This is a genomic window from Bradyrhizobium sp. S3.7.6, assembly GCF_054061875.1.
The window spans coordinates 4,039,173-4,060,933 of record NZ_JBSSEQ010000001.1; the positions used below are offsets into that span (position 1 = coordinate 4,039,173).

General features: G+C 64.1%; 22 protein-coding genes. 8 read left to right on the top strand and 14 right to left on the bottom strand.

Features of this window, described 5'->3' with window-relative positions; genetic code table 11:
- Positions 1–10 precede the first annotated feature (10 nt).
- From ACVJ5M_RS19240 to ACVJ5M_RS19255, 4 genes are read right to left on the bottom strand one after another with little or no spacing between them, the layout of a single operon-like run.
- Positions 11–889, bottom strand: a complete 879-nt coding sequence (locus ACVJ5M_RS19240; protein ID WP_354100279.1) for an ABC transporter permease — start codon at positions 887–889, stop codon at positions 11–13.
- Between the two features lie 3 nt (positions 890–892).
- On the bottom strand, positions 893–1,852 hold the full coding sequence (locus ACVJ5M_RS19245; RefSeq protein WP_041958636.1) for an ABC transporter permease: 960 nt from the start codon (positions 1,850–1,852) through the stop codon (positions 893–895).
- A gap of 4 nt (positions 1,853–1,856) precedes the next feature.
- The gene (locus ACVJ5M_RS19250) at positions 1,857–3,146 is read right to left on the bottom strand and encodes an ABC transporter substrate-binding protein (RefSeq protein ID WP_028150047.1); all 1,290 of its coding nucleotides are present in this window, start codon (positions 3,144–3,146) and stop codon (positions 1,857–1,859) included.
- Positions 3,147–3,188: 42 nt separating this feature from the next.
- Positions 3,189–4,175, bottom strand: coding sequence for an ABC transporter ATP-binding protein (locus ACVJ5M_RS19255; RefSeq protein WP_063982479.1), 987 nt, complete (start codon positions 4,173–4,175; stop codon positions 3,189–3,191).
- A gap of 268 nt (positions 4,176–4,443) precedes the next feature.
- On the opposite strand from ACVJ5M_RS19255, the gene ACVJ5M_RS19260 reads away from it, so the two are divergent.
- Positions 4,444–5,151, top strand: a complete 708-nt coding sequence (locus ACVJ5M_RS19260) for a GntR family transcriptional regulator (protein ID WP_354097530.1) — start codon at positions 4,444–4,446, stop codon at positions 5,149–5,151.
- A gap of 14 nt (positions 5,152–5,165) precedes the next feature.
- Here the strand turns inward: ACVJ5M_RS19260 and ACVJ5M_RS19265 are convergent, their stop codons facing one another.
- Complete coding sequence (locus ACVJ5M_RS19265; protein WP_063982481.1) at positions 5,166–5,372, bottom strand: hypothetical protein; 207 nt, start codon at positions 5,370–5,372, stop codon at positions 5,166–5,168.
- Positions 5,373–5,730: 358 nt separating this feature from the next.
- Between ACVJ5M_RS19265 and ACVJ5M_RS19270 the strand changes: the two genes are divergently transcribed.
- Positions 5,731–7,083 (top strand): metal-dependent hydrolase family protein, encoded by a 1,353-nt coding sequence (locus ACVJ5M_RS19270; RefSeq protein WP_166342420.1) that lies wholly within the window; start codon positions 5,731–5,733, stop codon positions 7,081–7,083.
- Positions 7,084–7,534: 451 nt separating this feature from the next.
- Entirely contained in the window at positions 7,535–9,298 is a 1,764-nt protein-coding gene (locus ACVJ5M_RS19275; protein WP_166342419.1) for a CYTH and CHAD domain-containing protein, read from the top strand.
- A gap of 119 nt (positions 9,299–9,417) precedes the next feature.
- Here the strand turns inward: ACVJ5M_RS19275 and ACVJ5M_RS19280 are convergent, their stop codons facing one another.
- The 6 genes from ACVJ5M_RS19280 to ACVJ5M_RS19305 form a co-directional block, all read right to left on the bottom strand.
- Positions 9,418–10,041 carry a transglutaminase-like cysteine peptidase gene (locus ACVJ5M_RS19280; protein WP_028154093.1) on the bottom strand — a complete coding sequence of 208 codons (624 nt, stop codon included), beginning with the start codon at positions 10,039–10,041 and terminating at the stop codon, positions 9,418–9,420.
- A 330-nt stretch (positions 10,042–10,371) separates the two neighbouring features.
- Positions 10,372–10,983 carry a PilZ domain-containing protein gene (locus ACVJ5M_RS19285; RefSeq protein WP_063982484.1) on the bottom strand — a complete coding sequence of 204 codons (612 nt, stop codon included), beginning with the start codon at positions 10,981–10,983 and terminating at the stop codon, positions 10,372–10,374.
- Between the two features lie 68 nt (positions 10,984–11,051).
- Positions 11,052–12,218 carry an MFS transporter gene (locus tag ACVJ5M_RS19290; RefSeq protein ID WP_166342418.1) on the bottom strand — a complete coding sequence of 389 codons (1,167 nt, stop codon included), beginning with the start codon at positions 12,216–12,218 and terminating at the stop codon, positions 11,052–11,054.
- 51 nt (positions 12,219–12,269) lie between these two features.
- Positions 12,270–13,517 carry an MFS transporter gene (locus ACVJ5M_RS19295; RefSeq protein ID WP_354100466.1) on the bottom strand — a complete coding sequence of 416 codons (1,248 nt, stop codon included), beginning with the start codon at positions 13,515–13,517 and terminating at the stop codon, positions 12,270–12,272.
- 142 nt (positions 13,518–13,659) lie between these two features.
- A complete protein-coding gene (locus ACVJ5M_RS19300; protein ID WP_354097534.1) occupies positions 13,660–14,457 on the bottom strand; it encodes an alpha/beta fold hydrolase in 798 nt (265 codons plus the stop codon).
- A 37-nt stretch (positions 14,458–14,494) separates the two neighbouring features.
- Positions 14,495–14,974: a GNAT family N-acetyltransferase gene (locus tag ACVJ5M_RS19305; RefSeq protein WP_166342415.1), complete on the bottom strand. Its 480-nt coding sequence runs from the start codon at positions 14,972–14,974 to the stop codon at positions 14,495–14,497.
- Positions 14,975–15,150: 176 nt separating this feature from the next.
- On the opposite strand from ACVJ5M_RS19305, the gene ACVJ5M_RS19310 reads away from it, so the two are divergent.
- From ACVJ5M_RS19310 to ACVJ5M_RS19325, 4 genes are all read left to right on the top strand, one after another.
- On the top strand, positions 15,151–16,302 hold the full coding sequence (locus ACVJ5M_RS19310) for a zinc-binding dehydrogenase (RefSeq protein ID WP_166342414.1): 1,152 nt from the start codon (positions 15,151–15,153) through the stop codon (positions 16,300–16,302).
- A gap of 3 nt (positions 16,303–16,305) precedes the next feature.
- Complete coding sequence (locus ACVJ5M_RS19315) at positions 16,306–16,788, top strand: DUF5680 domain-containing protein (RefSeq protein WP_456679373.1); 483 nt, start codon at positions 16,306–16,308, stop codon at positions 16,786–16,788.
- Positions 16,789–16,893: 105 nt separating this feature from the next.
- On the top strand, positions 16,894–17,310 hold the full coding sequence (locus tag ACVJ5M_RS19320) for a VOC family protein (RefSeq protein ID WP_354100467.1): 417 nt from the start codon (positions 16,894–16,896) through the stop codon (positions 17,308–17,310).
- A 95-nt stretch (positions 17,311–17,405) separates the two neighbouring features.
- Positions 17,406–17,918 carry a hypothetical protein gene (locus ACVJ5M_RS19325; RefSeq protein ID WP_354097537.1) on the top strand — a complete coding sequence of 171 codons (513 nt, stop codon included), beginning with the start codon at positions 17,406–17,408 and terminating at the stop codon, positions 17,916–17,918.
- 21 nt (positions 17,919–17,939) lie between these two features.
- Here the strand turns inward: ACVJ5M_RS19325 and ACVJ5M_RS19330 are convergent, their stop codons facing one another.
- From ACVJ5M_RS19330 to ACVJ5M_RS19340, 3 genes are all read right to left on the bottom strand, one after another.
- Entirely contained in the window at positions 17,940–18,293 is a 354-nt protein-coding gene (locus ACVJ5M_RS19330) for a cupin domain-containing protein (RefSeq protein WP_028154742.1), read from the bottom strand.
- A 64-nt stretch (positions 18,294–18,357) separates the two neighbouring features.
- On the bottom strand, positions 18,358–19,098 hold the full coding sequence (locus ACVJ5M_RS19335; protein ID WP_354097538.1) for a metallophosphoesterase family protein: 741 nt from the start codon (positions 19,096–19,098) through the stop codon (positions 18,358–18,360).
- Between the two features lie 54 nt (positions 19,099–19,152).
- Positions 19,153–19,548, bottom strand: coding sequence for a hypothetical protein (locus ACVJ5M_RS19340; protein ID WP_354097539.1), 396 nt, complete (start codon positions 19,546–19,548; stop codon positions 19,153–19,155).
- Between the two features lie 178 nt (positions 19,549–19,726).
- On the opposite strand from ACVJ5M_RS19340, the gene ACVJ5M_RS19345 reads away from it, so the two are divergent.
- Positions 19,727–21,700, top strand: a complete 1,974-nt coding sequence (locus ACVJ5M_RS19345) for a DEAD/DEAH box helicase (protein ID WP_354097540.1) — start codon at positions 19,727–19,729, stop codon at positions 21,698–21,700.
- The last annotated feature ends 61 nt before the right edge of the window (positions 21,701–21,761 follow it).

Below are 21,761 nucleotides of genomic sequence, written 5' to 3' on the forward strand. Positions count from 1 at the left end.
AAGCCCCTTGTCAGACAAGCCCTTGGCCGGCATCCGAGCCCTTGGCCGCCTGCCGTTTGTTGAGCATGTGGATGGTGCCGAGTGCAAGGGCGATCACGGTGAACGACACCGCCGAGATCACGGTGCCGAGTGCATAGATGTCGGGGTTCGTCACGGTGGTGGTGAGGCCCTGGAGATCGAGCGGCAGCGTGTTCACCGCCCCGATCGCCTGGCTGGAGCGGGCGAGTTCGTCCCAGGACAGCGTGAAGCCGAACAGGCCGATGCCGATCACGGAGGGCAGAATGATCGGCAGCACGACATGACGGAAGGCCTGCCACGGCGTCGCGCCAAGATCGCGCGCGGCTTCCTCGAGCCTGGGATCAAAGCGGTTGAAGATCGCGAACATGATGAGCAGGCCGAACGGCAGCGTCCAGGTCAGGTGCGCACCGAGGCCCGAGGTCAACAGGCCCATCGAGGTCTCGAAATTCTCGTTCCAGTGCGCCTTGATCAGGTCGTCGATGATGCGGAATTCAAGCGAGATGCCGAGTGAGGTGATGATCGAGGGAACGATGAGGCTCGCGATCGCCGAGTAAAACAAGATGCCCTGCGCCTTGAACTTGCGGCGGAAGGCCATGCCGGCGGCGACCGACAGCACGACGGTCACGACCATCACGATCAGGCCAAGCAGCAGCGAGCGGCGGAAGGCCGCGCCGAGATGGACGATGCCGGTGCCCTGGAACAGTTTTGCGATCCAGAAGGTCGACACGCCGTTCATCGGGAAAGTGAGGCCGCCCTGCGGCCCCTGGAACGAGAGGACGTAGATCGCGATCATCGGACCGTAGAGAAACACCACATAGGCCGCGAAGAAGATCGCGAGCACGTAGAACGAGCGCGGGCGTCCTTCCTTCATGCTCTAGAGCTCCTTCTTGATGTCGACGATGCGCGACATCATGGTGATGATCAGGAAGGTGATGATGAGCAGGATCACGGCGTTCGCGGCGGCAGCCGGGAATTGCAACGCGTTCACCCGCGTCTCGATGATCTTGCCGGCGGCGGCGATCTGCTGGCCGCCCATCACGCCGATGGTGATGAAATCGCCCATCACGATGGTGATGACGAAGATCGAGCCGATCACGATGCCGGGCTTGGAGAGCGGAATGATGACGTTGACCAGCGTCTGGAAACCGGTGGCGCCGGCGTCATAGGCGGCCTCGATCAGCGACTTGTCGATGCGGATCATCGAATTGAAGATCGGCACCACCATGAAGAAGGTGAAGAGGTGGACCAGCGCCAGCACCACGGAGAATTCAGAGAACAGCAGCCATTCCAGCGGGTGGTTGATCAATCCGCTCTTGACCAGTCCGGAGTTCACCAGGCCATTGCGCCCGAGCAGCGGGATCCAGGCGATCATGCGGATCACGTTGGAGGTCCAGAACGGGATCGTGCAGAGCAGCGACAATCCCATCTGCCAGGTCTTGGACTTGACGTGGAAGGCGAGGAAGTAGGCGACCCAGAAGCCGATGAAGAGCGTGATGACCCAGACCAGGAAGCACAGCTTCAGCGTCTTCAGATAGGTCTTGGCGATGGTGCAGAGATCGGGGAGCTGCGCGATGCAGCCCTCGAACGTGTCGGTGTAGCCGCGGCCGGAGAAGGCCGGCAGCAGCTGGTATTCGTTGTAGTCCCAGAACGAGACGATGACGACGAAGACCAGCGGGATCAGGAAGAAGGCGAGAAACACCAGCATCATCGGCCCGGCCTGGAGCCAGGAGATGAAGGACGGCGACAGGCGCGTCGCTTTCGCGGCGCGCGCCGTGCCCGACCCCGGGATCAATCCCGGGGACGCCTGTTGCAGGATGTCCTCTGACGTGTCCATCACGTTAGGCCGCGATGAACTCGTTCCACTTGCGGACCATGTAGTCGTTCTCGTCCATCACGGCGTTCCAGCAGGCGACGCCGCCCATGCGGTCCTCGTAGGAGCCGCCGTCGCGCACCGCGCCGGCCTTCTCGAGCAGCGAGCCGTCGGGTGCCTTGATGTCCTTCTCGGCCGGCTTGCCTTCCATCCAGTACGCCCACTCGTACGGCTCCATGTGCGCCTTCGCGGTCGAGAGCACGGCGGAGTAGTAGCCCTGGCGGTTGAGATAGGCGCCGGCATAACCGGACAGGAACCAGTTCACGAACTCATAGGCCCATTCGAGCTTCGCACCCGACACGCCCTTGGAGACGCAGAAGCCCGAGGCCCAGGAGCGATAGCCTTCCTTGAGCGGCTGGAAGGTGCAGGGGATGCCCATCGAGCGCACCTTCGTCACGGCCGGCGACCACATCGACTGGATCACCGTTTCGCCTGAAGCCATCAGGTTGACGCTTTCGTTGAAATCTTTCCAGAAGGCGCGGAATTGCCCCGCCTTCTTGGCTTCGGTCATCACCTTCATGGTGAGATCGATCTCTTCCTTGGTCATGTTGCCCTTGTCGGCATATTTGTACTTGCCGGTGGCTTCCACGACCATCGCGGCATCCATGATGCCGATCGAGGGGATGTTGAGGATCGAGGCCTTGCCCTTGAATTCGGGATTGAGCAGCTCGGACCACGAGCTGATCGGGCGCTTGATCAGGTCGGGACGAATGCCGAGCGTGTCGGCGTTGTAGACGGTCGGGATCAGCGTGACGAACTCGGTCGCCGACGTCGCGAACTTCTTGGAGTCCTTGCCTTCGAGATAAAGCACCTTCCAGGGCGCCGTGCCCTGGCCGCCGATCTTCTTGCCGCCGGGCGTCTCGCCCTTGGTGAAGACCGGCGTGATGTTGTCGAATTCCTTGATCTTCTTGGCATCGAGGGCAAGGATGTTGCCCGACGGCACGATCTTCTTCAGCGAGAAATATTCGGTGTCGAGCACATCGAAGGAGTTGGGCTGGGTCATCACGCGCTTGGTGACGTCGTCGGTGGTCGCGGTGATGTATTCGATCTTGATGCCGGTGTCCTTGAGGCACTGCTTGGAGATGTCGTCGCCCTCGTTCACGGCGGTGCCGAGATAGCGCAGCACCTTCGCATCGGCCGATTTCACATAGGGGAAGCCGGTGATGGCGCCGGAGCCGGCGGCGAGGCCCGCGAGACCTGCGGTGCCCTTGAGCAGCGTGCGGCGGCTGACGCCCTTCGTCCTGGTGGTCTCGGTCATATCAGTCACTCCTCTGTTGCGCATTCCAGTGATCGATCGGCGCTATTGCAGGCGTTGCGCCTTGGCAGGATCCCAGGTGGCCAGCACGCGATCGCCCGGACGGAACGGGTGGACGTCGAAGGCGGCCTCGGGGAGGTGGGAGAACAGGGCGGTGCCGTCGTCGAGCGTGAGCGAGACGGCGATGTAGGAGCCCTGGTACTCGGTCTGGGTCAGCAGCGCCGGCGCGCCGAACGCGCCCTCGGCGAACGGCGCGATGCCGAGCTGATCGGCGCGCACGGCGATGAGGTTTCCGGCGTCGCTGAGGACGTTGTGGCCGCCGATGAAGCGCGCCACGAATTCAGTGCGGGGGCGGTGGAAGATCTCGCGCGCGGTGCCTTGCTGTTCGATCCTGCCCTGGTTCATCACCACGATGTGGTCGGCGAGCGCCATCGCTTCTTCCTGGCCGTGGGTGACCTGGATGAAGCTGATGCCGAGCTCGCGCTGAAGGCGCTTCAACTCGCCGCGCATCCTCACCCGCAGGAACGGATCGAGCGCGGAGAGCGGCTCGTCGAGCAGCAGGATCTGCGGCTCGGTGATCAGTGCGCGAGCCAGCGCCACGCGCTGCTGCTGGCCGCCGGAGAGTTGGGCCGGGAGCCGGCCCGCATAGGGTGTCATCGCCACCAGCTCGAGCAATTCGCCGGCGCGCCTGTGCCTGGTCGCGCGGTCGACGCCTCGCATTTTGAGCGCAAACGCCACATTGTCGAGCACGGTCAGATGCGGAAACAGCGCGTAGGACTGGAACATCATCGCCGTGCCGCGCTTGGCGGGCTCGAGGTCGGTCACGTTCTGCGCACCGAGAATGATGTCGCCTTTGCTGACCGCCTCATGGCCCGCGATCATCCGCAAGGTCGAGGTCTTGCCGCAGCCGGAGGGGCCGAGCAGGCAGCAATAGGTCCCGGCCGGGATCTTCAAATTGACGGTGTCGACCGCCAGCGTCGTGTCGTAGCGCTTGGTGACGGCGACCAGTTCGAGAGCGGCGGGAGTGGCCATGGCGTGTCCAAGGGAGGGGCGATGCTCCCGTCTCTCCGCAAGGTCCGTGCCAACCGCCCTTGGCCGGCTGAATTCCAGAACTGTGCAGCAGAGTCAGGTCGTTAGATCGAATCCGCCGCCTTCGGCCGTCCCAGCACCCGTCTGTCTCGCTGCACACAAAACGGGCGCGGATTGTATAAACTTTTGCCTGTGATTGGATACAGGTCGTCGACTAACATTCAAGGCTGAACGTCGCCGATCGAGCCCTCACACCCAACCCTTCGAACTGATGGCCGCCAAGACTCCCCCGAAATCCGACGCGCCAGATGCGAGCGATCGCGTCAGCCGTATCAGTGAGGGGGTGACCGCCGCGATCCTCGAGCATCGCCTGCTGCCCGGTACGAAGCTCGGCGAGGACGAGATCGGCGAGATCTACGGCGCGAGCCGCACGCTGGTCCGCACGGCGCTCCAGCAGCTTGCGCATGAAGGCATCGTCAACATCGAGAAGAACCGCGGCGCCTTCGTCGCGCGGCCGACGCCGGGCGATGCCCGTGAAGTGTTCGAGGCGCGCCGCCTGATCGAGCCGACCATCGTCGATCACGCGATTGATGCGGTGTCACCGGCCTGGATCGATCGCCTCCATCAGCATCTCGCCGAGGAGCGCGAGGCGGAGCTGCGCGGTGACGCGCGCGCCTCGGTCCGGCTCTCCGGCGAGTTTCATCGCCTCGTCGCGGAGATGAGTGGCCACAGCATCTATCTCGGCTTCCTGAAAGAGCTGATCGCGCGCTCCTCGCTCATCATCCTGCTCTACCGCCGCCACGACACGCCGGCCTGTGGCACCGATCATCACGCCGGCATCGTCGCCGCGATCCGCAAGCGCGACAAGCAGGCTGCGCGCGTGCAGATGCTGTCGCATCTGGACGAGATCGAGGCCGAACTGTTCTTGAAGGATCCCGCCGCCGACGAGTTGCGGCTCGCCGACGTGCTGGGCGTGTGACCGCCTGCCGTCTGTCAGAACGGACGTTCCTGATTTCGCCTCATGATCTTGAGCACCAGCAGGACGGCTCCGAGGACGAGCAACAACACGCCGACGAAAGTCATGCCGCTGTATTCGAACGTCACGCCTACGGCCGTCAGCAGGCATCCCAAGATGATTGCGATGAGCCCGCCGAGCTTCTTGGCCAGCAGGATGCGTCCGTCACTCGTTTGCGCCACCATGTTACGCCTCGTCATTTGAATTCTACAGACGACCGCAAGCCCCTCCTGCCCAGTGGCTCAAATCGCGTAGACCGCGCAGGATCGTACTCCCGAGCGAGAAAGTTGCAATCTACCGTTGCTGGCGGGTCGAAATCGATAGTGCGTTTTTAATTTGAGTTCGACGCGAGTGCGACAGGTGCACTTACCCATTCGCCTATCCAACTTGATGGGGACGCTTCTCTTCGCGTCCGTATGGCTGATTTGCAAAACCTCCCTGTGGTTGCAAATTGACTCGATGCGGTTTGCAGGCATCAATCCATAGCTGCATCGCGCGGCGTCAGCTGGCTGGCGTTCGCCCGGATCTGCGTGGAGATTGGACATGTGGGGTTGGACCACGCCGGCCGGACTCTTCAGAGCCGCCGCATTGCTTGTGTCGATTGGAAGCCTCGGCAGCCCGTTGCCCTTACAAGCCCAGCAGGACTCCGCCGTCCTGTTCCGCAACGTTCGGATCTTCGACGGAAAGAATGCCACGCTCTCGGCCGCGTCCAACGTCCTGATCAGGAACAGGAAGATCGAGAAGATTTCGACCGCCGATATCGCGGCCACCGGTCAGGTGATCGACGGCGGCGGCCGGGTGCTGATGCCGGGACTGATCGACGCGCATTGGCACGCGATGCTGGTGCGCCCGACGCCGGCCGCGGCCCTCGGCGATGTCGGCTACAACAATCTGCTCGCCGCCAGCGAGGCGACAGCGACGCTGATGCGCGGCTTCACCACCATACGCGACATGGGCGGGCCGAGTTTCGGCCTCAAGCGGGCCATCGACGAGGGTCTCGTCGCCGGTCCGCGCATCTATCCGTCCGGCGCCATCATCACCATCACCGGCGGTCATGGCGATTTCCGCCAGCTCACCGATCTGCCGCGAACCATCGGCGGCATGCTCAGCCGCATGGAGCTGATCGGCGGCAGCCTGGTCGCCGACAGCCCGGACGAGGTGCGCGTGCGCGCGCGCGAGCAACTGATGCAAGGCGCGTCGCAGGTCAAGCTCACGGCGGGCGGCGGCGTCGCATCGCCCTTCAGTCCGCTCGATGTCTCCACCTTCACCGAGCCCGAGCTGCGCGCCGCTGTCGAGGCCGCGGACAATTGGGGCACCTATGTCGCCACGCACGCCTATACGCCGGTCGCGATCCAGCGCTCGATCGCAGCCGGCGTGAGATGCATCGAGCACGGACATCTCATGGATGAGGCGAGCGCGAAGCTGATCGCGGAGAAGGGCGTCTGGCTGAGCACGCAACCGTTCCTTGATATCTCCGGCGCCGCGGCGCTGGGACCGTCGGAGCAGGACAAGATGCGGCAGGTCGTTGCCGGCACCGACCGCGTCTATGCGCTGGCGAAGAAGTACAAGATCAAGACCGCGTTCGGCACTGACGTCCTGTTCTCGAAGGCATTGGCGGACAAGCAGGGCTCGATGCTGGCCGCACTGACGCGCTGGTACACGCCGGCCGAAGCGCTGACGATGGCGACGTCGACCAACGCTGAACTCTTGAGCCTGTCGGGCCTGCGCAATCCCTATCCCGGCAAGCTCGGCGTGGTCGAGGAGGGCGCGCTCGCCGATCTCCTGCTGGTCGACGGCAATCCGCTCGACGACATCAAGCTGGTCGAAGATCCCGCGAAGAATTTTGTGGTGATCATGAAGGACGGCAGGATCTACAAGAACAGGCTCGCGCATTGATGCGCGCTGGGCAGGTGTGAGCCCGCGAAATTCAATCGCCTCTAGTCTCGCTGGTCAGGAACCGGCTTTCCTGGTCGAGAGCCTTTTGCGATCTCCGGGAGCGCAGGAGGCCGCGCGGGGCTTGTCACAATCTCCGGCCTGTCACCATCGGAGGCGTGACTTCTGAGCGTCTCCAAAACCAGAAAGAATTTTTCTGCTAGCATGAGTCAAGCTCGCTGACGCGTTCATCTCGGTTTCGAGAACGACGAGATTCGCTATCAATTCGATCACTAACTGTACGCGGCGGCAATTTAATTCGTCACGCCGGACGAATTATGACAGTCCTGCCCGATCTTTAGCGTCGCGCATGGCGCATGTGGACGATGATGCGTTGCGACGTAACGTTGCTATTCCTTGCGGGCCTGACGAGCTATATGCTGCGCTCTGTCATCAAACTGTCATGTCACCGGAAATGTTGAAATCAGACGCTACGCCGGCTCGCAAAACCATGAGCGCGCCGGATGGGAATCCTATCCTCAAGGACAGGAACAAGAGAACGCAAGTCGTCGCCGGCTTCCTCAGGCAACGTGACGCAGCCGAGCCCGACCCGGAACATGCGATCGTCGAGGGCGCTGTGATTGATCAGACGCCATCGCAAGACACGACGCCTGCACCGGAGCCAGCCCAGTCCGGCACTGCTGCGCGTCCCGCCGGTGAGATCGAGCTCAAGCTGCTCGTCGATGCCGATCGCATGGCGCATTTCAACGCCGCGCCGGTCATCACGGCCAACGCGCGCAACAAGGGCACGCGCAAGCATCTCAAGTCGGTCTATTACGACACGGCCGAGCGCCTGCTTCGGCGCAATGGCCTGAGCCTGCGCGTCCGCCAGAGCGGCGCGCGCTTCGTGCAGACGGTGAAGACGGACGCCGCGGACGATCCGTTGCGCCGTGGCGAGTGGGAGGCGAGCGTGTCATCGCTTGCGCCCGATCTCGCTCTGGCGATGCCCTTCATTCCGGAGAAGCTTCGTAGCAACCTCGTGACGCAGCCGCTCGAAGCCGTCTTCACCGCCGACATCCGTCGTCACGCGAGGATGATCGACTTGTCGTCCGGCGCGGTCGAAATCGCCTTCGATCAAGGCGAGCTGACGGCTGGCGATCGCACGCTACAGGTGAGCGAGATCGAGCTTGAGCTGAAGAGCGGCAGCGCCAGCACGATCTACGAGGTCGCGCTGCGGCTCGCGGAGCAGGGTGCGGTGAAGCCGTCTATCCGTACCAAGTCGGCGCGCGGCTTTGATCTTGCCGCCGATGAGCCGCCCCCGGCACGTCGCCCGCGAAAACTTCGCCTCGATGCGTCGGTCACGCTCGACGAGGCCTTCGCGACGATCCTGCGCTCCTGCTTCCTCCATCTGCTTCAGTCGCTGCCGGCCGCCGAGGACGGGCGCAACCCGGAAGGCGTGCATCAACTCCGCGTCTCGCTGCGCCGGCTGCGATCGGCGCTCGACCTGATGAGGTCGGTCGGTACGCTCAGCAATCTCGACGCGCTGCGGTCGGAGGTCAAATGGCTGGCGCAAGACCTCTCCGCCGCCCGTGATTGGGACGTGTTCCAGCTCGATACCTTGCCGACGATCGCACAGGCCTGTCCGTTGGTCGCCGGCTTCGATGCGCTGGGCCGGGCTGCGGCCGAGCGCCAGTCGGACGCCTATCGCAAGGCGCATGATGCGCTCGACGATCGCCGCTGCGCCGTGTTCCTGATCGGCCTCGGAAACTGGATCGAGACGCGAGGCTGGCGCAACGACGTTGCCGCCGAAGATCTCGGCCAGCTCGCCGAACCTGCCGTCGACTTCGCGCGACGCATCTTGTCGGAGCAATACGCCAAGGTGCTCAAGCGCGGCCGCCGCTTCAAGTCGCTTCCTGCAGAAGAGCTGCACCGGGTGCGGCTCGCGACCAAGCGGCTGCGCTATCTCAGCGAGTTCCTGCTGCCGCTGTACGAGGATCGCAAGTCGGCGCGACGTTTCTCGCGCAGGCTCGCAGCCTTGCAGGAGGAGCTTGGCGCATTCAACGATATGGCGGTCACGGCATCGCTGCTCGATGGGCTCGGTACTGAACGCGACAGCGCCGTCGCGGCTGCGGCGATCGCCGGCTGGCAGGCCCGTGCATCGATCGGCGTGCAGCCCGCTTTGCAACGCACGTGGCGCGATTTCACCGCCGCGCGCGTGCCCTGGTCGTCGCAGGGCTGATTGCTCGCCCCAAAAAAAGTTGCGGCCAGCCATTGGGGGATGGCTGGCCGCGCGCGAACCGGTCTGGGACGGGGAGGGGTGGGGATGTGACCGGGCCGCGTAACTCGTTTTCCTGACTGCTAGTTCTTGGCGCTGGCGGTGGAGACCGCCGGCTTGGTGTCGCCGAGCGAGACCCAGACGTTGGGATCGCTCTGTGACTGGCGCTTGACGAAGCGGTAGCCGGTCTCCGTCCAGGCAACGACGTTCTCGTTCTGATTGTCGAGAACGAACTCGCCCTTGTCGGTCTTCACCGTCAGCACCGCGTGTCCTTCGCCCTTCTTGTCCCGCACGACGGTGATGAGCAGGGCCTCGCGCGGCCATCCGGCATCGATCAGCATCTTGCGCTTCAGCAGCACGTAGTCTTCACAATCGCCGTAACCGTCGGTCGGCAGCGACCACTTCTCGATCACGCCCCAGTGCTCCTGGTCGGTCAGAGGCTTGACGGTCTCGTTGACCCAGCGATTGACCTTGACGAGGTCGCGCCATGCGGCCTGCGACATCACGATGTCGCGCGGTTGCGTCGGCGCGCCCTGGCACTGGGCGGCATTATCCGCACAGAACTCGACCCAGCCGATCGGCGCACGCGTGGTGTCGCCGAGGCTCGCGTAGAGCAGACGGCCTTCGCCGGCCTGCGCTGCCGCGCTGATCCCGAAGAGCATGGCAGCCAGTGCCAGCCCTTTCCCCTGTCCCCTGAAGTCCAACATTGCGGCCCCCGTTTCTTGTTGGGACCACATTTCGCATGGAGCTTTTGAGTTGCCGCTAAGTCGGCCAAGTCAAGTCGAGACGAATACAAGTAAAAGGCGCGATGAATTCGATCTATACTTGAATCGAATTCGACTAAGATTTGAAATGACTTCAATTGATTCAAATTTTATCTATTAACGCGGAAACGCTGGCGGAACTGTTGTTTGCGCGCGCACGCGGCCCTCGCGTTAACCCGCGCGAGGCGGTCGCCGGACACGAAAAAGGCGGCGTCCGCATCGCGGAAGCCGCCTTCAGGGCTGGAAATACAGGCGTTTTAGCGTCCTTGCGCTTTACCGCGCGGTAACGCTCTCTTCGAGAGTCTCTATCGGCTGCTCGTGCATGAACTCCAGCGCGAAGCCGTCCTCGAGGTTTCGGACCACGCGGCCCTGGACCCGGCCGAGCAGCACGATCGATTTCACCGGCGGGCGGTTCTCCGCGGCAATGGCGGCACCGGACAGCGAGAGGTCGATGATGCGGCAGGTCATCTTGGTGCCGTCCTCGAGCGTCAGCACCGCGATCGGGTTGCGCGGCACGATACGGTCGTGGCGGCGATCCTCCGGCAGATTGAGGATGTCGCGGTTGGCAAGCCAGGTGAGCTGGGCCGCCAGCTTGTCGCGCTTGCGGGGCGTCGCCCCGACCGTCATGGCGAAACCGTTGTCGATGATGCGGGTGATCTTGCCCTCGACCCGGCCGATATGGTCGAGATAGGCGACCACGCGGTCGCCGACATTGCCGATGCCGGGGGCCAGAAGCGCCAGTCCGCCCGGCGACATGTTGATCACCTGGCAGGGGAATTCCCGGCGGTCCGGCAGCATGTAGCGGCCGAGCAGATGAACCTTCACCCGCTGGAAACGCCGACGCTCCTCGGCGGCCGGAAGAAATTTTTTGTTCGCCAACGCCATTTTCACAACCCGACCCCCCGCCTGGCGGAGTCCGGGACGACCCTAAGGTGCACAGGGTTAACGCCGCGTTAGGATTGGGCGCGTCGATTACGGACAGACACAATGCGCTCGAAAAGCCACATCAACGGCGGGCAGGCCAGCACCGTCAGCGCGCCGAGGTCGAGCGCCACCGCGGCCGTCCCGGCCGATTTGGCCAGCCGGCCGGCCACCGCCGGCCCCAGCATCATCGCGGCATAGAAGAGAGTGTAGAACACGCCCATGCCGATCGCCCTTGTTTCCGGCGCGAGCACGCGGGCGGCCAGGCTCATGATCGGGCCGGCCGGATGGCCGCCGATCAGGCCGATCAGGACGAGGACCGTGATCACTGCATCCGATCGCGGCAACCAGGCCAGCAGCCCGGCCACGATGAGGCTGGCTGCGGTCGCGAGCGTGAGCGGACGCTTGAAGCGGTCGGCGAGGTAGCCGCCTGCCGGCACCGAGATCACCGACAGCCACATCACGAGGCTGATCGCGGAGCCTGCCGCCGCAATGCTCCAGCCGCGCTCGGCGAGCAGGGAGGGGCCGAACGAGAAGATCATGGCGAAGCCGACATTAAAAAGTCCCCAGATCAGGCCCGCGACGATCACCGCCAGCAGTGCGAGGGGATCGAGCCGGCCTGGGCCGGCCGCGCTGACTGTGGCTCCCGGCGGCGACTGATAGAGCGTGATCAGCACGATACCGATGGCCGTGAGTGCGCCCGCCGTCAGGAACACCGCGCTTGCGCCATAGGCCGTGCCGATCGCCGGCAGCACCAGCAGCGAGATCGCGACGCCGGCCGGCCAGGAGTTGACGAAGATCGCCATCGCGGTCGCGATCTCCTTCCCGGCGAACCAGTCGGTGCCCATCTTGGTGAGCTGCACCGTCAACAGCACGCCGCCGGCGCCGGAGACGAGCCGGCCTGCCATCTGCCAGCCCCAGATGTCGGTGGTGGCCATGACGAGGCTGCCCGCGGTCATCAGCAGCAGCGCTGCGATCGTCGTCGGCTTGTCGCCAAGAGTCCGGCCGATCGCGCCGCCCGGCAGCGCCAGCACGATGCCGGGGGTGAAATAGAGTCCGATCAGGATGCCGATATCGGCGAGCCCGACGCCAAAGGTCTGTTGCAGCAACGGCGCGACAGCGGCCACGCTCTGGAACTGGAACGCGATGGTGAGGCGCACGACGAACAGGATCGCAAGAATGCCCCAGCGATTGCGCAACGCCTCATCTCCTCAGGCCCATCTCGAGGGTGCGGTGGGGAGGGACGATAGTCAACCGGCCGTCTTCCTCGTCGCGCGCCCATAGAGAAGACACAGCAGCGCCAGCAGCACCGCGGCCGAGAGCCCGAGAGACCAGTGAATGCCGATCGCCGCGCCGAACAGGCCGACGGTGATGCCGCTGAAGGCCCGCATCCCGAGCCCGGCCATGTTGTAGAGGCCGACGACGCGGCCGCGGATATCGTGCGGCGCGTTCAACTGCACCAGCGCCTGCGCCATGGTGTTGAACGACAGCTCGAAGAAGCCCGCAAAGAACAGCAGCACGATCGCGACCGGATAGATCCGCACCGCGGCGAAGCCGAGCAGCGCCACGCTCCACAGCATGGCGAGCGTGATCGCGGTGCGCGGCGTGCCCTTCAACCGTCCCCAGGATTCCAGCGCGATGCCCGCAAGCAGTGCACCTGCTGCGTCGGCCGCGAGCAGCACGCTGTAGGAGACGCCGGGATCGCCGTGGCCGAGATCGCCGGCAAAGCCCGGCATCTGGGCGTGATAGGCGTTGCCGATCATGAAGGAGGTGAGGCCGGCGAGCCACGTCATTGCGGTCAGCACCGGCTGCGTGCCGATGGCACGCATCGTCAGCACGATATCGGCAAGGCCGCGCACCGCAAAGCGCCGCACCGCGACACTCTTGTCGCGTACCGGCGCCCAGAACAGCCAGAGCAGCATCGGCAGGTAGAACAGCGTGTTGAAGATGATGCCGTGCGAGGTGCCCAGCGTGAGCATGATGGCGCCGCCGACGGCGGGGCCGACCAGGATGCCGAGATAGCGCGCCATCGCATTCAGGCGCACCGCGCTCGGAAGATCCGCGGGACCGACGAGGTCGTAGAGCAGAAGCTGGTTCGGCGTCTGCCACAGCACGCCGGCGCAGCCATGGATCACCAGCAGCAGCATCGCGTGCCACATCTGGATCGTATCGGTGATGAAGAAGAAGCTCCATCCGGCCGAGGCCACGATGAACAGCAGCATGCCGCATTGGATGATGCGCCGCGGATCGAACCGGTCGGCGAGCCCGCCGACCGCGACCGAGAACAGCAGGAACGGCAGCCAGTGCGACAGCACGGCAAAGCCCCCCAGCGTCGGCGAATGGAATTTTTGGAACACCACCCAATAGCTGATCACATGCTCGATGTTGTCCGCCATCATCGCCAGCACGTAGGCGATGAACTGGAGCCGGTACGGCACCGACTTCATCGCCGCGAACGATCCGGACGCGACAACAGGATTTTGGGGAAGGGGGTTCAAGCGATCACCAGGGTGAGACCCTTGGGGCCATACACGTTCGCCGCCGGCCGCTCAAGACACTTGGGTGTGTGTCCGTGGCCCGCAATCCGGGACCGCCGGCCCCGCATTCCGCAGAGCTCCATGCGGGCTACGAAGCGGCGAGTCACGCGATCTCCGTCGCCAGAAACGACCTGACCACCGCAGCAAACTCATCCGGCTTGTCATATGGCAACCCATGGCCCGCATTCGCGATCACCTCATGGCTGAGGTGTTGATTGAGCCCCTGCAGCTCCCGCGCCGTTTCGACGGAGACAACGCCATTGTCTCCGATGACAAGCAGGCTCGGGACGGCAATGGCTTTGACAAGCTCGCGATAATCCGGGTTCGGCGGCGTGAGAACCTCGAAGGCGCTGATCTCGGTCCGCAGCCGCGCATCAACGATCAGGTCAAGCAGCTCGGATGAGCGGTGCGGATGCCGCCGCCGGGCCTCGGCCAGTACCTCATCCTTGTCCCGAGCGAGAAGCCGGCGATGCTGCTCGGCGACGTCGCTCCGGTAAACCTCGCGCTGGCGCTCCGGTGCCAAGAAAGTCGGATCGGCGAGGATAACGCTGCGAATGGCCGTACCCATCTCGCTCGCAACCACGGCGGCGGTCATGCCGCCCATGGAATGGCCGAGCAGGATCGGGGCAGTCAGCCCGAGCGCGTCAATGAGGCCGATGACGTCGGCTGCGAGATCGCAGTACCGATACCCGCCGGACGGTGCGCTCGACGCGCCATGTCCTCTCGCAGAGGGCATGATGACGTCGTAGCCGTCCTCGAGAGCGCGCGCCAACGGTGTCCAGCAGGCGCCGCTTCCGGTCAGACCATGCAGTGCAATCAGCGCAGGCTTGTCGTCCCCGGTCCGTAAATAATGGATGTCGATGCCATTTGCCGCGCAGGTTCGGCTCGTCCAGTTTGTCATTCGCAACGACTGTCAAAGAATCAACGCCGACGCCATCCTACCCCAGCGCCTTGACGTAAACCGCATACGGCACGCCCAAAATATCCGGCGCCTCGCGAACCCTGGTAAACCCCATCCGCAGATACATCGGCAGCGCGACCGTCATAATCGGCGTCGTATGCAGGGCAATGGCCGGAGACTGGTCGCGTTCGGCGCGGCGCAGGCATTCCTCGGTCAATTGCCGGCCGATGCCCTTGCTGCGCGCGGCCGGATCGACCACCAGCATGCGGATGACCGGCCACGCCGGATCGAAGAAGGCCGGCTTCGGGGCTTGCGGTCCGATATAGGCGACGGCGCCGACGATCTGGCCGCCATCCTCGGCGATGATGATCTCGCCGGTTTTGGCAAGCTCCGGCATCTTCGCGACATGGGTCGTAAACAACGGCCAGTCGGAATAGTGCTGCTCGAACTCCGCGAATGCCGCGAGAGCGACGCGCACGATCGCTTCCGCATCCGTTGGCTGATAGTCACGTAGCATCGACGTTGTCCTTGTAGCCCGGATGGAGCGAAGCGTAATCCGGGCCGCCGGTCCCGCATTTCGCGCTGCTCCATGCGGGCTACGAGACACACGCTTGGCACGACCGCGCATCTCACATACGCTTTGCCTCACGCCCGCACCATCAATCATAACAGACGGGCAGCGAGGAAACACCCATGGACCAGATCCGCGTCTGCACTCACGCAGGACCGGGCTCGGAGCCCGTCATCAAGACCGTGCCATGGCCGAAGGTCGGCAAAAAGGCTGCGCTGATCAAGGTCGGCGCCTGCGGCGTCTGCGGCACCGATCTGCACATTCTCAAAGGGCATTGGCCGAAGCCGCTGCCCTGGCCGTTCACGCTCGGCCACGAGCTCGGCGGAATCATCGTCGAATGCGGCGACGAATTCACCGAGGACTTCATGAGCAAGCCGCTGACGGTCGGCTCGAAAGTGATGATCCCGCCGCTGATGCCCTGCGGCCATTGCTATTACTGCATCCATTATCCGCAGACCGCCAACAAGTGCCTGACGCCGGTCTATTACGGCCGCTATCTCGGCTTCGACAAGGCGCCGCATATGTGGGGCGGCTGGGCCGAATATGTCTATGTCGATCTCGAGATGCTGCCGGGCACCAAGATCTACAAGCTGCCCGACGACATGTCGCTGCGGCTGGGCGCGCTCTCGGAGCCGCTAACGTCCTGCATCCGCGCCTTCAACCGCGCCAGTCGCGCCGGTGGTTTTTCCTGGGGCGACACGGTGGTGATCCAGGGCTCGGGTCCGATCGGCATTCTCGCGGTCGCGGCCGCCAAGGAGATGGGGGCAGGGCGTGTGATCTGCGTCGGCGCGCCGGAAGAGCCGCGGCTCAAGCTCGCGCGCGAGTTCGGCGCGGAGGCGACGGTGAACATCGAGGAGATCAAATCGCCGCAGGAGCGCATCGCCCGTGTGCGCGAGATCATAGGCCACTTCGGCGCCGATCTCGTGATGGATTGCTCGGGACATCCGACCGCCGGCCCCGAAGGCATCGAGATGCTCCGCGACGGCGGCACCTATGTCGAGATGGGTCAGTTCACCGATGCCGGCTCGATCGAGACCTCCTGGCACCGCATCTGCACCAAGGACCTCAACGTGCTGGGATCCTGGGGCTTTACCGGTAATGATCTCCCGCTCGGCGTCGACATGCTCTACCGCACGCGTGACAAATATCCCTGGCTGAAGATGCAGACGATCTATCCGTTCACGGAAGTGGGCGTCGCGCAGGCAGTGAGGGATGCGATGGCGATGAAGACGGTGAAATCGACCATCGTGCCGTGGCCGGAATTGGTGGACTAGACAATGCCGTCCATTCCACCCGATCTCGCTGCGTTCCTGGTCGAAGCCAAGCGGCGCACCTATGCGGGGCTGGACGACGACGCGACCGTGGCCGCGCCGCTGCTCGCCGGCTCCAAGCAGCTCGAGCATCGCGCGCCACCTTTTGCCTATCGCGATATCTATTTCGGGATGGGATTTTTCGTTGGCCAAGAGACCGCGTCACGGGATGACCGTGTCATCTGGTCGATGAGCTACAGCGGCGGCGTCCGCACGGACATCACGGATCGGTCCACGCTGCTCGAGATCTACAAATTCCTGCGCCAGGCGCTGTTGGGCGTAAGCGTCGAGGAGCCTTATCGGGGACCGCGCCTGTTCGAGCAGGCAGGCATGACTTACCGCAACGAGGTCGAAAGGGCGCTCGATCGCTTCCACGGCGTCGAGACGATCTCGCGGCATGATGGCGCACCGCTGTACGAGCTGCGCTATAGCGGCGGTTTGTTGCGATAATTCTTGAACCTTGTAGCCCGGATGGAGCGCAGCGCAATCCGGGGCCGCCGGTCCCGCATTCCGCTCCATGCGGGCTACGAGCCTGAGTTTGGAATGAGGGCTACGATGACAGACGAACCTAACCCGCACACCCGCTCCCCCTTCAGCGCCATTGGCGCGATCGACTACACCGTCATCTTCGTGCGCGACATGGCGGCGATGCGCCGGTTCTACGAGGACGTTCTCGCCTTTCCGCTGCTGCGCGAGCTCTCGCTGAACTGGATCGAGTACGGCCTGGGCGGCAACACGCTGGCGCTGGCGAGACCGAGCCGGACCGCGGCCGACGCGCCGACACCGGCGGGCAGCGCCTCGCTGCAACTGGCCTTCAAGGTGTCCGCGACCGAGGTCGATCAATGTTCCGATGAACTGGTGCGGCAGGGCGTGGCGCTGCTGTCACCGCCGACGAACCAGTCGTTCGGACATCGGACGCTGTTCTTTCGCGATCCCGACGGCAATTTGCTGGAGGTCTATGCCGAGATCTGAGGCGCCCAAAAAGTTCCATCGGGAATCCCCGATCTATCCATGTTAAGGTGAAACTTAGGCCCAGGTTCCGACTTTCACTTCACGGGAGAGGTATCGTGAAGCGAATCCTGAAACCCGTTACTTACATCCTGGCGGCCATCTACTTCCTGGTGGATGCCGTCTTCATGGCCGTCGCGCGGCCAATGGCGCGCTGGATTGGGCGGCATTTCGAATTCAAGTGGTTGCGCACCTGGATCAGGTCGCTGTCCCCTTATCCTTCGCTCGCCCTGTTTTCCGTGCCCGTGATCATTCTGGAGCCGATCAAGCCGGTGGCGGCCTACCTCGCTGCAACAGGTCAGATCGTGAGCGCCGCCGTGACTTTCATCGTCGGCGAATTGCTCAAGCTCGTGCTGGTCGAGCGCCTGTTCCATCTCACGCGCGACAAGCTGATGCGGATTCCGGCGTTCGCCTGGGCGTACGGCAAGTTCTCTGAGGTGAAGGCGTGGCTGCAGGCAACCGACGCCTGGCGCGCCATCCGCGCCCTGAGCCGCGCGGCGAGGGACACAGTTGCACGGGTAAAGGCGAGGCTGGTCGGCCGCTTCAGCAAGCTGGCGACCTCCAGGGATTAGACGCGCGCCAAGCGTTGTCCTCTATGCGAGCTTGCGTGCTGCGGCTGTGGCCTTGTCGCCCGTGTTCGGGGTGCCGGTGGGCTCGATGAGCAGGAGGTGAACCTCCTCGCGTGCCACCGGGCGATGCTCGACCCCTTTGGGCACGACATAGAGTTCGCCCGGACCGAGCGTCACCGTGCGATCCCGCAATTCGATGTCCAGACTGCCTTTCAGGACGAGAAAGAAATCGTCGGTGTCATCGTGCTTGTGCCAGGTGAACTCGCCCTTCACCTTCACCACCATCACGTCGCAATCGTTGAAGGTCGTGACCGTGCGCGGCGACCAATAATCCCCAAAGGTCGCGAGCTTGTCGGCAAGCGATATGCTGTCGGCCATGTTTCCCCCTTTGCGCTCTTGTGAGGCACGATTTGGGATCAAATGACCGACGTGGCAAGGCCAGCTATTTGACATGTCCTGATAACATGGCCTCCGCCCATTCCGGGCGGCCGTTGGCGAGCGCCTGCGCGGACGCGGCTTCCCAGTCGTATTCCAGGGCCAGCAGTTCGACTTGCCAGCCTCTTGTTCGTTTCGTGAGGATCGCGTAGCGGGCGTGAGGCGAGCGATGCTCCAGGTTTGCGGCAAAAGGAATGTCCGCGAACACCGGGCAACCAACGCTGCCGGGATTGAGGACCAGGCGGTCGCCCGGGCCCTGAACAGCCGCTTGGCGGTGGCTGTGACCACACAGCACGACACGCGCCGTTGGCGCGCTCGAAAGGCGCGCGGTCAGCACGTCGCGACGCGCCGGCACGAAGCGGCCGTCCTCGAGCGCTTCTTCGAGCAGGCACGTCGTATCGTCGTCGGGTGTGCCGTGGCAGGCCAGGATCCCGTCGTCCAGCCGTATTTGGGAGGGCAGGCTGTGAAGTGCGCGGCGCTGCTCCGCGGTCAATGCGCTACGCGCAAACAGACCTGCCGGTGAGAGCTCGTCGTCTGGAAACTCCTCAATCCAGCGATCATGATTTCCGCGCACCGTCGGCAACGACAGCGACTGGAGAGCCTCGAAAGTTTCCTTTGGCCACAGCGGGCTGGTGACGCAATCGCCGAGGTTGACCGTACGATCGACGCCGCGCGCCTTGATGTCGGCCAGCACCGCTTCAAACGCAGCGAGATTGCCGTGGATATCGGAAATGACTGCCAATCGCATCGTCATGCTCCCCGTGCTGCTTTGCCTGAACTTAACTCTGCCAGGTCACCGGACCTATCTAGCATCGGCTGATGGGACGTTCACCAACCAGCCATGGCTGATCTGATGTTCCTTCACCACCGTCGCGCCGACGACCTTGGTCCCCTCCAGCTCCCGCACGATCCGCTCGTCCGGCCCGACGATGCCGCGATCGAACTCGCGGTCCGGCGTGACGAGGATCATGCGCTGGCCCATGATGGCCGGGCGTTCGGCATGGATCGCGCAGCCCTGGCCGGGTTTGCAGTGCCGGCACCAGCTTCCAGCCGGTATGGCCAACGCCTCGATGGCCATGACCTTGCAGCAAAGCGTGCAATCGCCGCAGGCGCGTTTGGCGGAAGGCGTCACGCGGTCGTCCCCCTCTAAGCCGGTTGGCTTCAGGTTAATGGAGGTGGCCGCAAAGGTCCGCTGCAACCTTCAGGCGCGGTTCTTTCCGTCAAGCCATGCATCATAGGCATGGTGATTCAAGAGCACTTGGCGTAAAGAGCGCCCTAATCACATCCAGCGTGCGGCCGGGCCGTTTGCCGCGCACGCAACTCAGGTCCGCCGGTTCACCGTTCCGCGCCTGACATTAACCAAGGTTCTCCATCCCGTGTCTTTTCCGGCCCTGACCCCGCCGCTCGCCCACGCTTTGGCCGAGCGGAACTATGATTCACCCACCCCCGTCCAGCTCGCCGTCCTCGCGGACGAAGCCGCCGACCGCGACCTCCTGGTTTCGGCCCAGACCGGCTCCGGCAAGACCCTCGCGTATGGCCTCGCCATGGCCAAGGATCTGTTTGGCGATGCCGAGCGGTTCGAGCAGGCGGGGGCGCCGCTCGCCCTGATCGTGGCGCCGACCCGCGAGCTCGCCTTGCAGGTTCAGCGCGAACTGGCATGGCTGTATGGGCATGCCGGCGGGCGGGTCGTCTCCTGCGTCGGCGGCATGGATCCGCGGCGCGAGCAGCGCGAGCTTGCGGCGGGCGCTCACATCGTCGTCGGCACGCCCGGCCGGTTGTGCGACCATTTGCGTCGCGGCCGTCTCGACATCACGGAATTGAAAGTGGTCGTCCTCGATGAGGCCGACGAGATGCTCAATCTCGGCTTTCGCGAGGACATGGAATTCATCCTCAAGACCACGCCGGAGACACGCCGCACGTTGCTGTTCTCGGCGACGTTTCCGCGCGGCATCGTGGCGCTGGCCAAGCAATATCAGCAGCAGGCGTTTCGAATCGAGGTCGCCGGCGATGAAGGCGGTCACGCCGACATCGAGTACCGTGCCATCAGGGTCGCCCCCGGTGATGTCGAACATGCCGTCGTCAACGTGCTGCGCTTCTACGAGGCGCCGAGCGCGCTGGTGTTCTGCAGCACGCGCGATCACGTCAGGCATTTGCAGGCGGCGCTGCTGGAGCGCGGCTTCTCCGTGGTCGCGTTGTCAGGCGAATTGACGCAGAACGAGCGGACCATGGCGCTGCAGTCGCTCCGGGACGGACGCGCCCGCGTCTGTGTGGCGACCGACGTCGCCGCCCGCGGCATCGACCTGCCGAGCCTCGATCTCGTCATCCATGCCGATCTGCCCAACGACGCCGAGGTGATGCAGCATCGCTCCGGCCGCACCGGGCGGGCGGGCCGCAAGGGGACGAGCGTCCTGCTGGTGCCGCCTGTACGGCGGCGACGTGCGGAAATGCTGCTGAATGTCTCGGGGATCGACGCGGTCTGGGGAACGGCGCCTCAAGCTGAGGAAATCCGCAAGCTCGATCACGACCGCATGAAGGACGTGTTGTTCACCGAGGAGACGACCACGGACGATCTGGTGCTGGCGCAGGCGCTGCTGGCCGAGCGGTCGGCCGAGGATATCGCAGCCGCACTCGCGCGGCTCTATCGCGCGCGGCTGCCGTCTCCCGAAGACATCATCGATCCCGGCGAGCGAGCCGGCCGGCCGCGCGACGATCGCGGTCGCGACAACGTCCGCGCGCCGCGCGACGATGCCCGCACTTCGCGCGGCGATGATCGCCCCGAAAGGCCTCGACCCAAATCAGGAAAGTCGTCGTCGAAACATGGCATGGCGGCGGGCAGCGTCTGGTTCCGGGCCAACATCGGACGAAAAAAGAATGCGGAAGCGCGCTGGCTCCTGCCGATGATTTGCCGCCGTGGTGGCATCGACAAGGGCGACATCGGCGCCATCAAGATCATGGACACGACGACCGAGTTCGAAATTTCCGAGCGGGTCGCGGAATCCTTCGCTGCCAAGATCAAGCGTCCGGACAAGGAAGACAATATCCGCCTGGAACCGATGACGGATGCGCCGCAGCGGCAGGCGCCTTCGGAAGAGCGGTCAAAGCCGCCGCGGCGCGAGAGCGGCGACAGCGATCATCGCGAACGTCGCGACGATCGCCCGCGCGATGCAGCTGGATTCAAGCCACGCGACAAGGCTCACGGCGAGCGCAGGCCGAAATTCGACGATGCTCCTTCGTTCGGAAAGAAAAAGAAGCACAAGAACAAGCCTGGCCATGCCGAGCCGGCGGTCACGCCGTGGCCGTTGAAGGGTGCGCCTGGAAAAAAGAAGGCGAAGAAAAAGCATCGGGGCTGAACTGCGCCTGACCGTGCAGACAGCAATGATGCCGCCGGATTGCGCCGGCGACATCATCTGA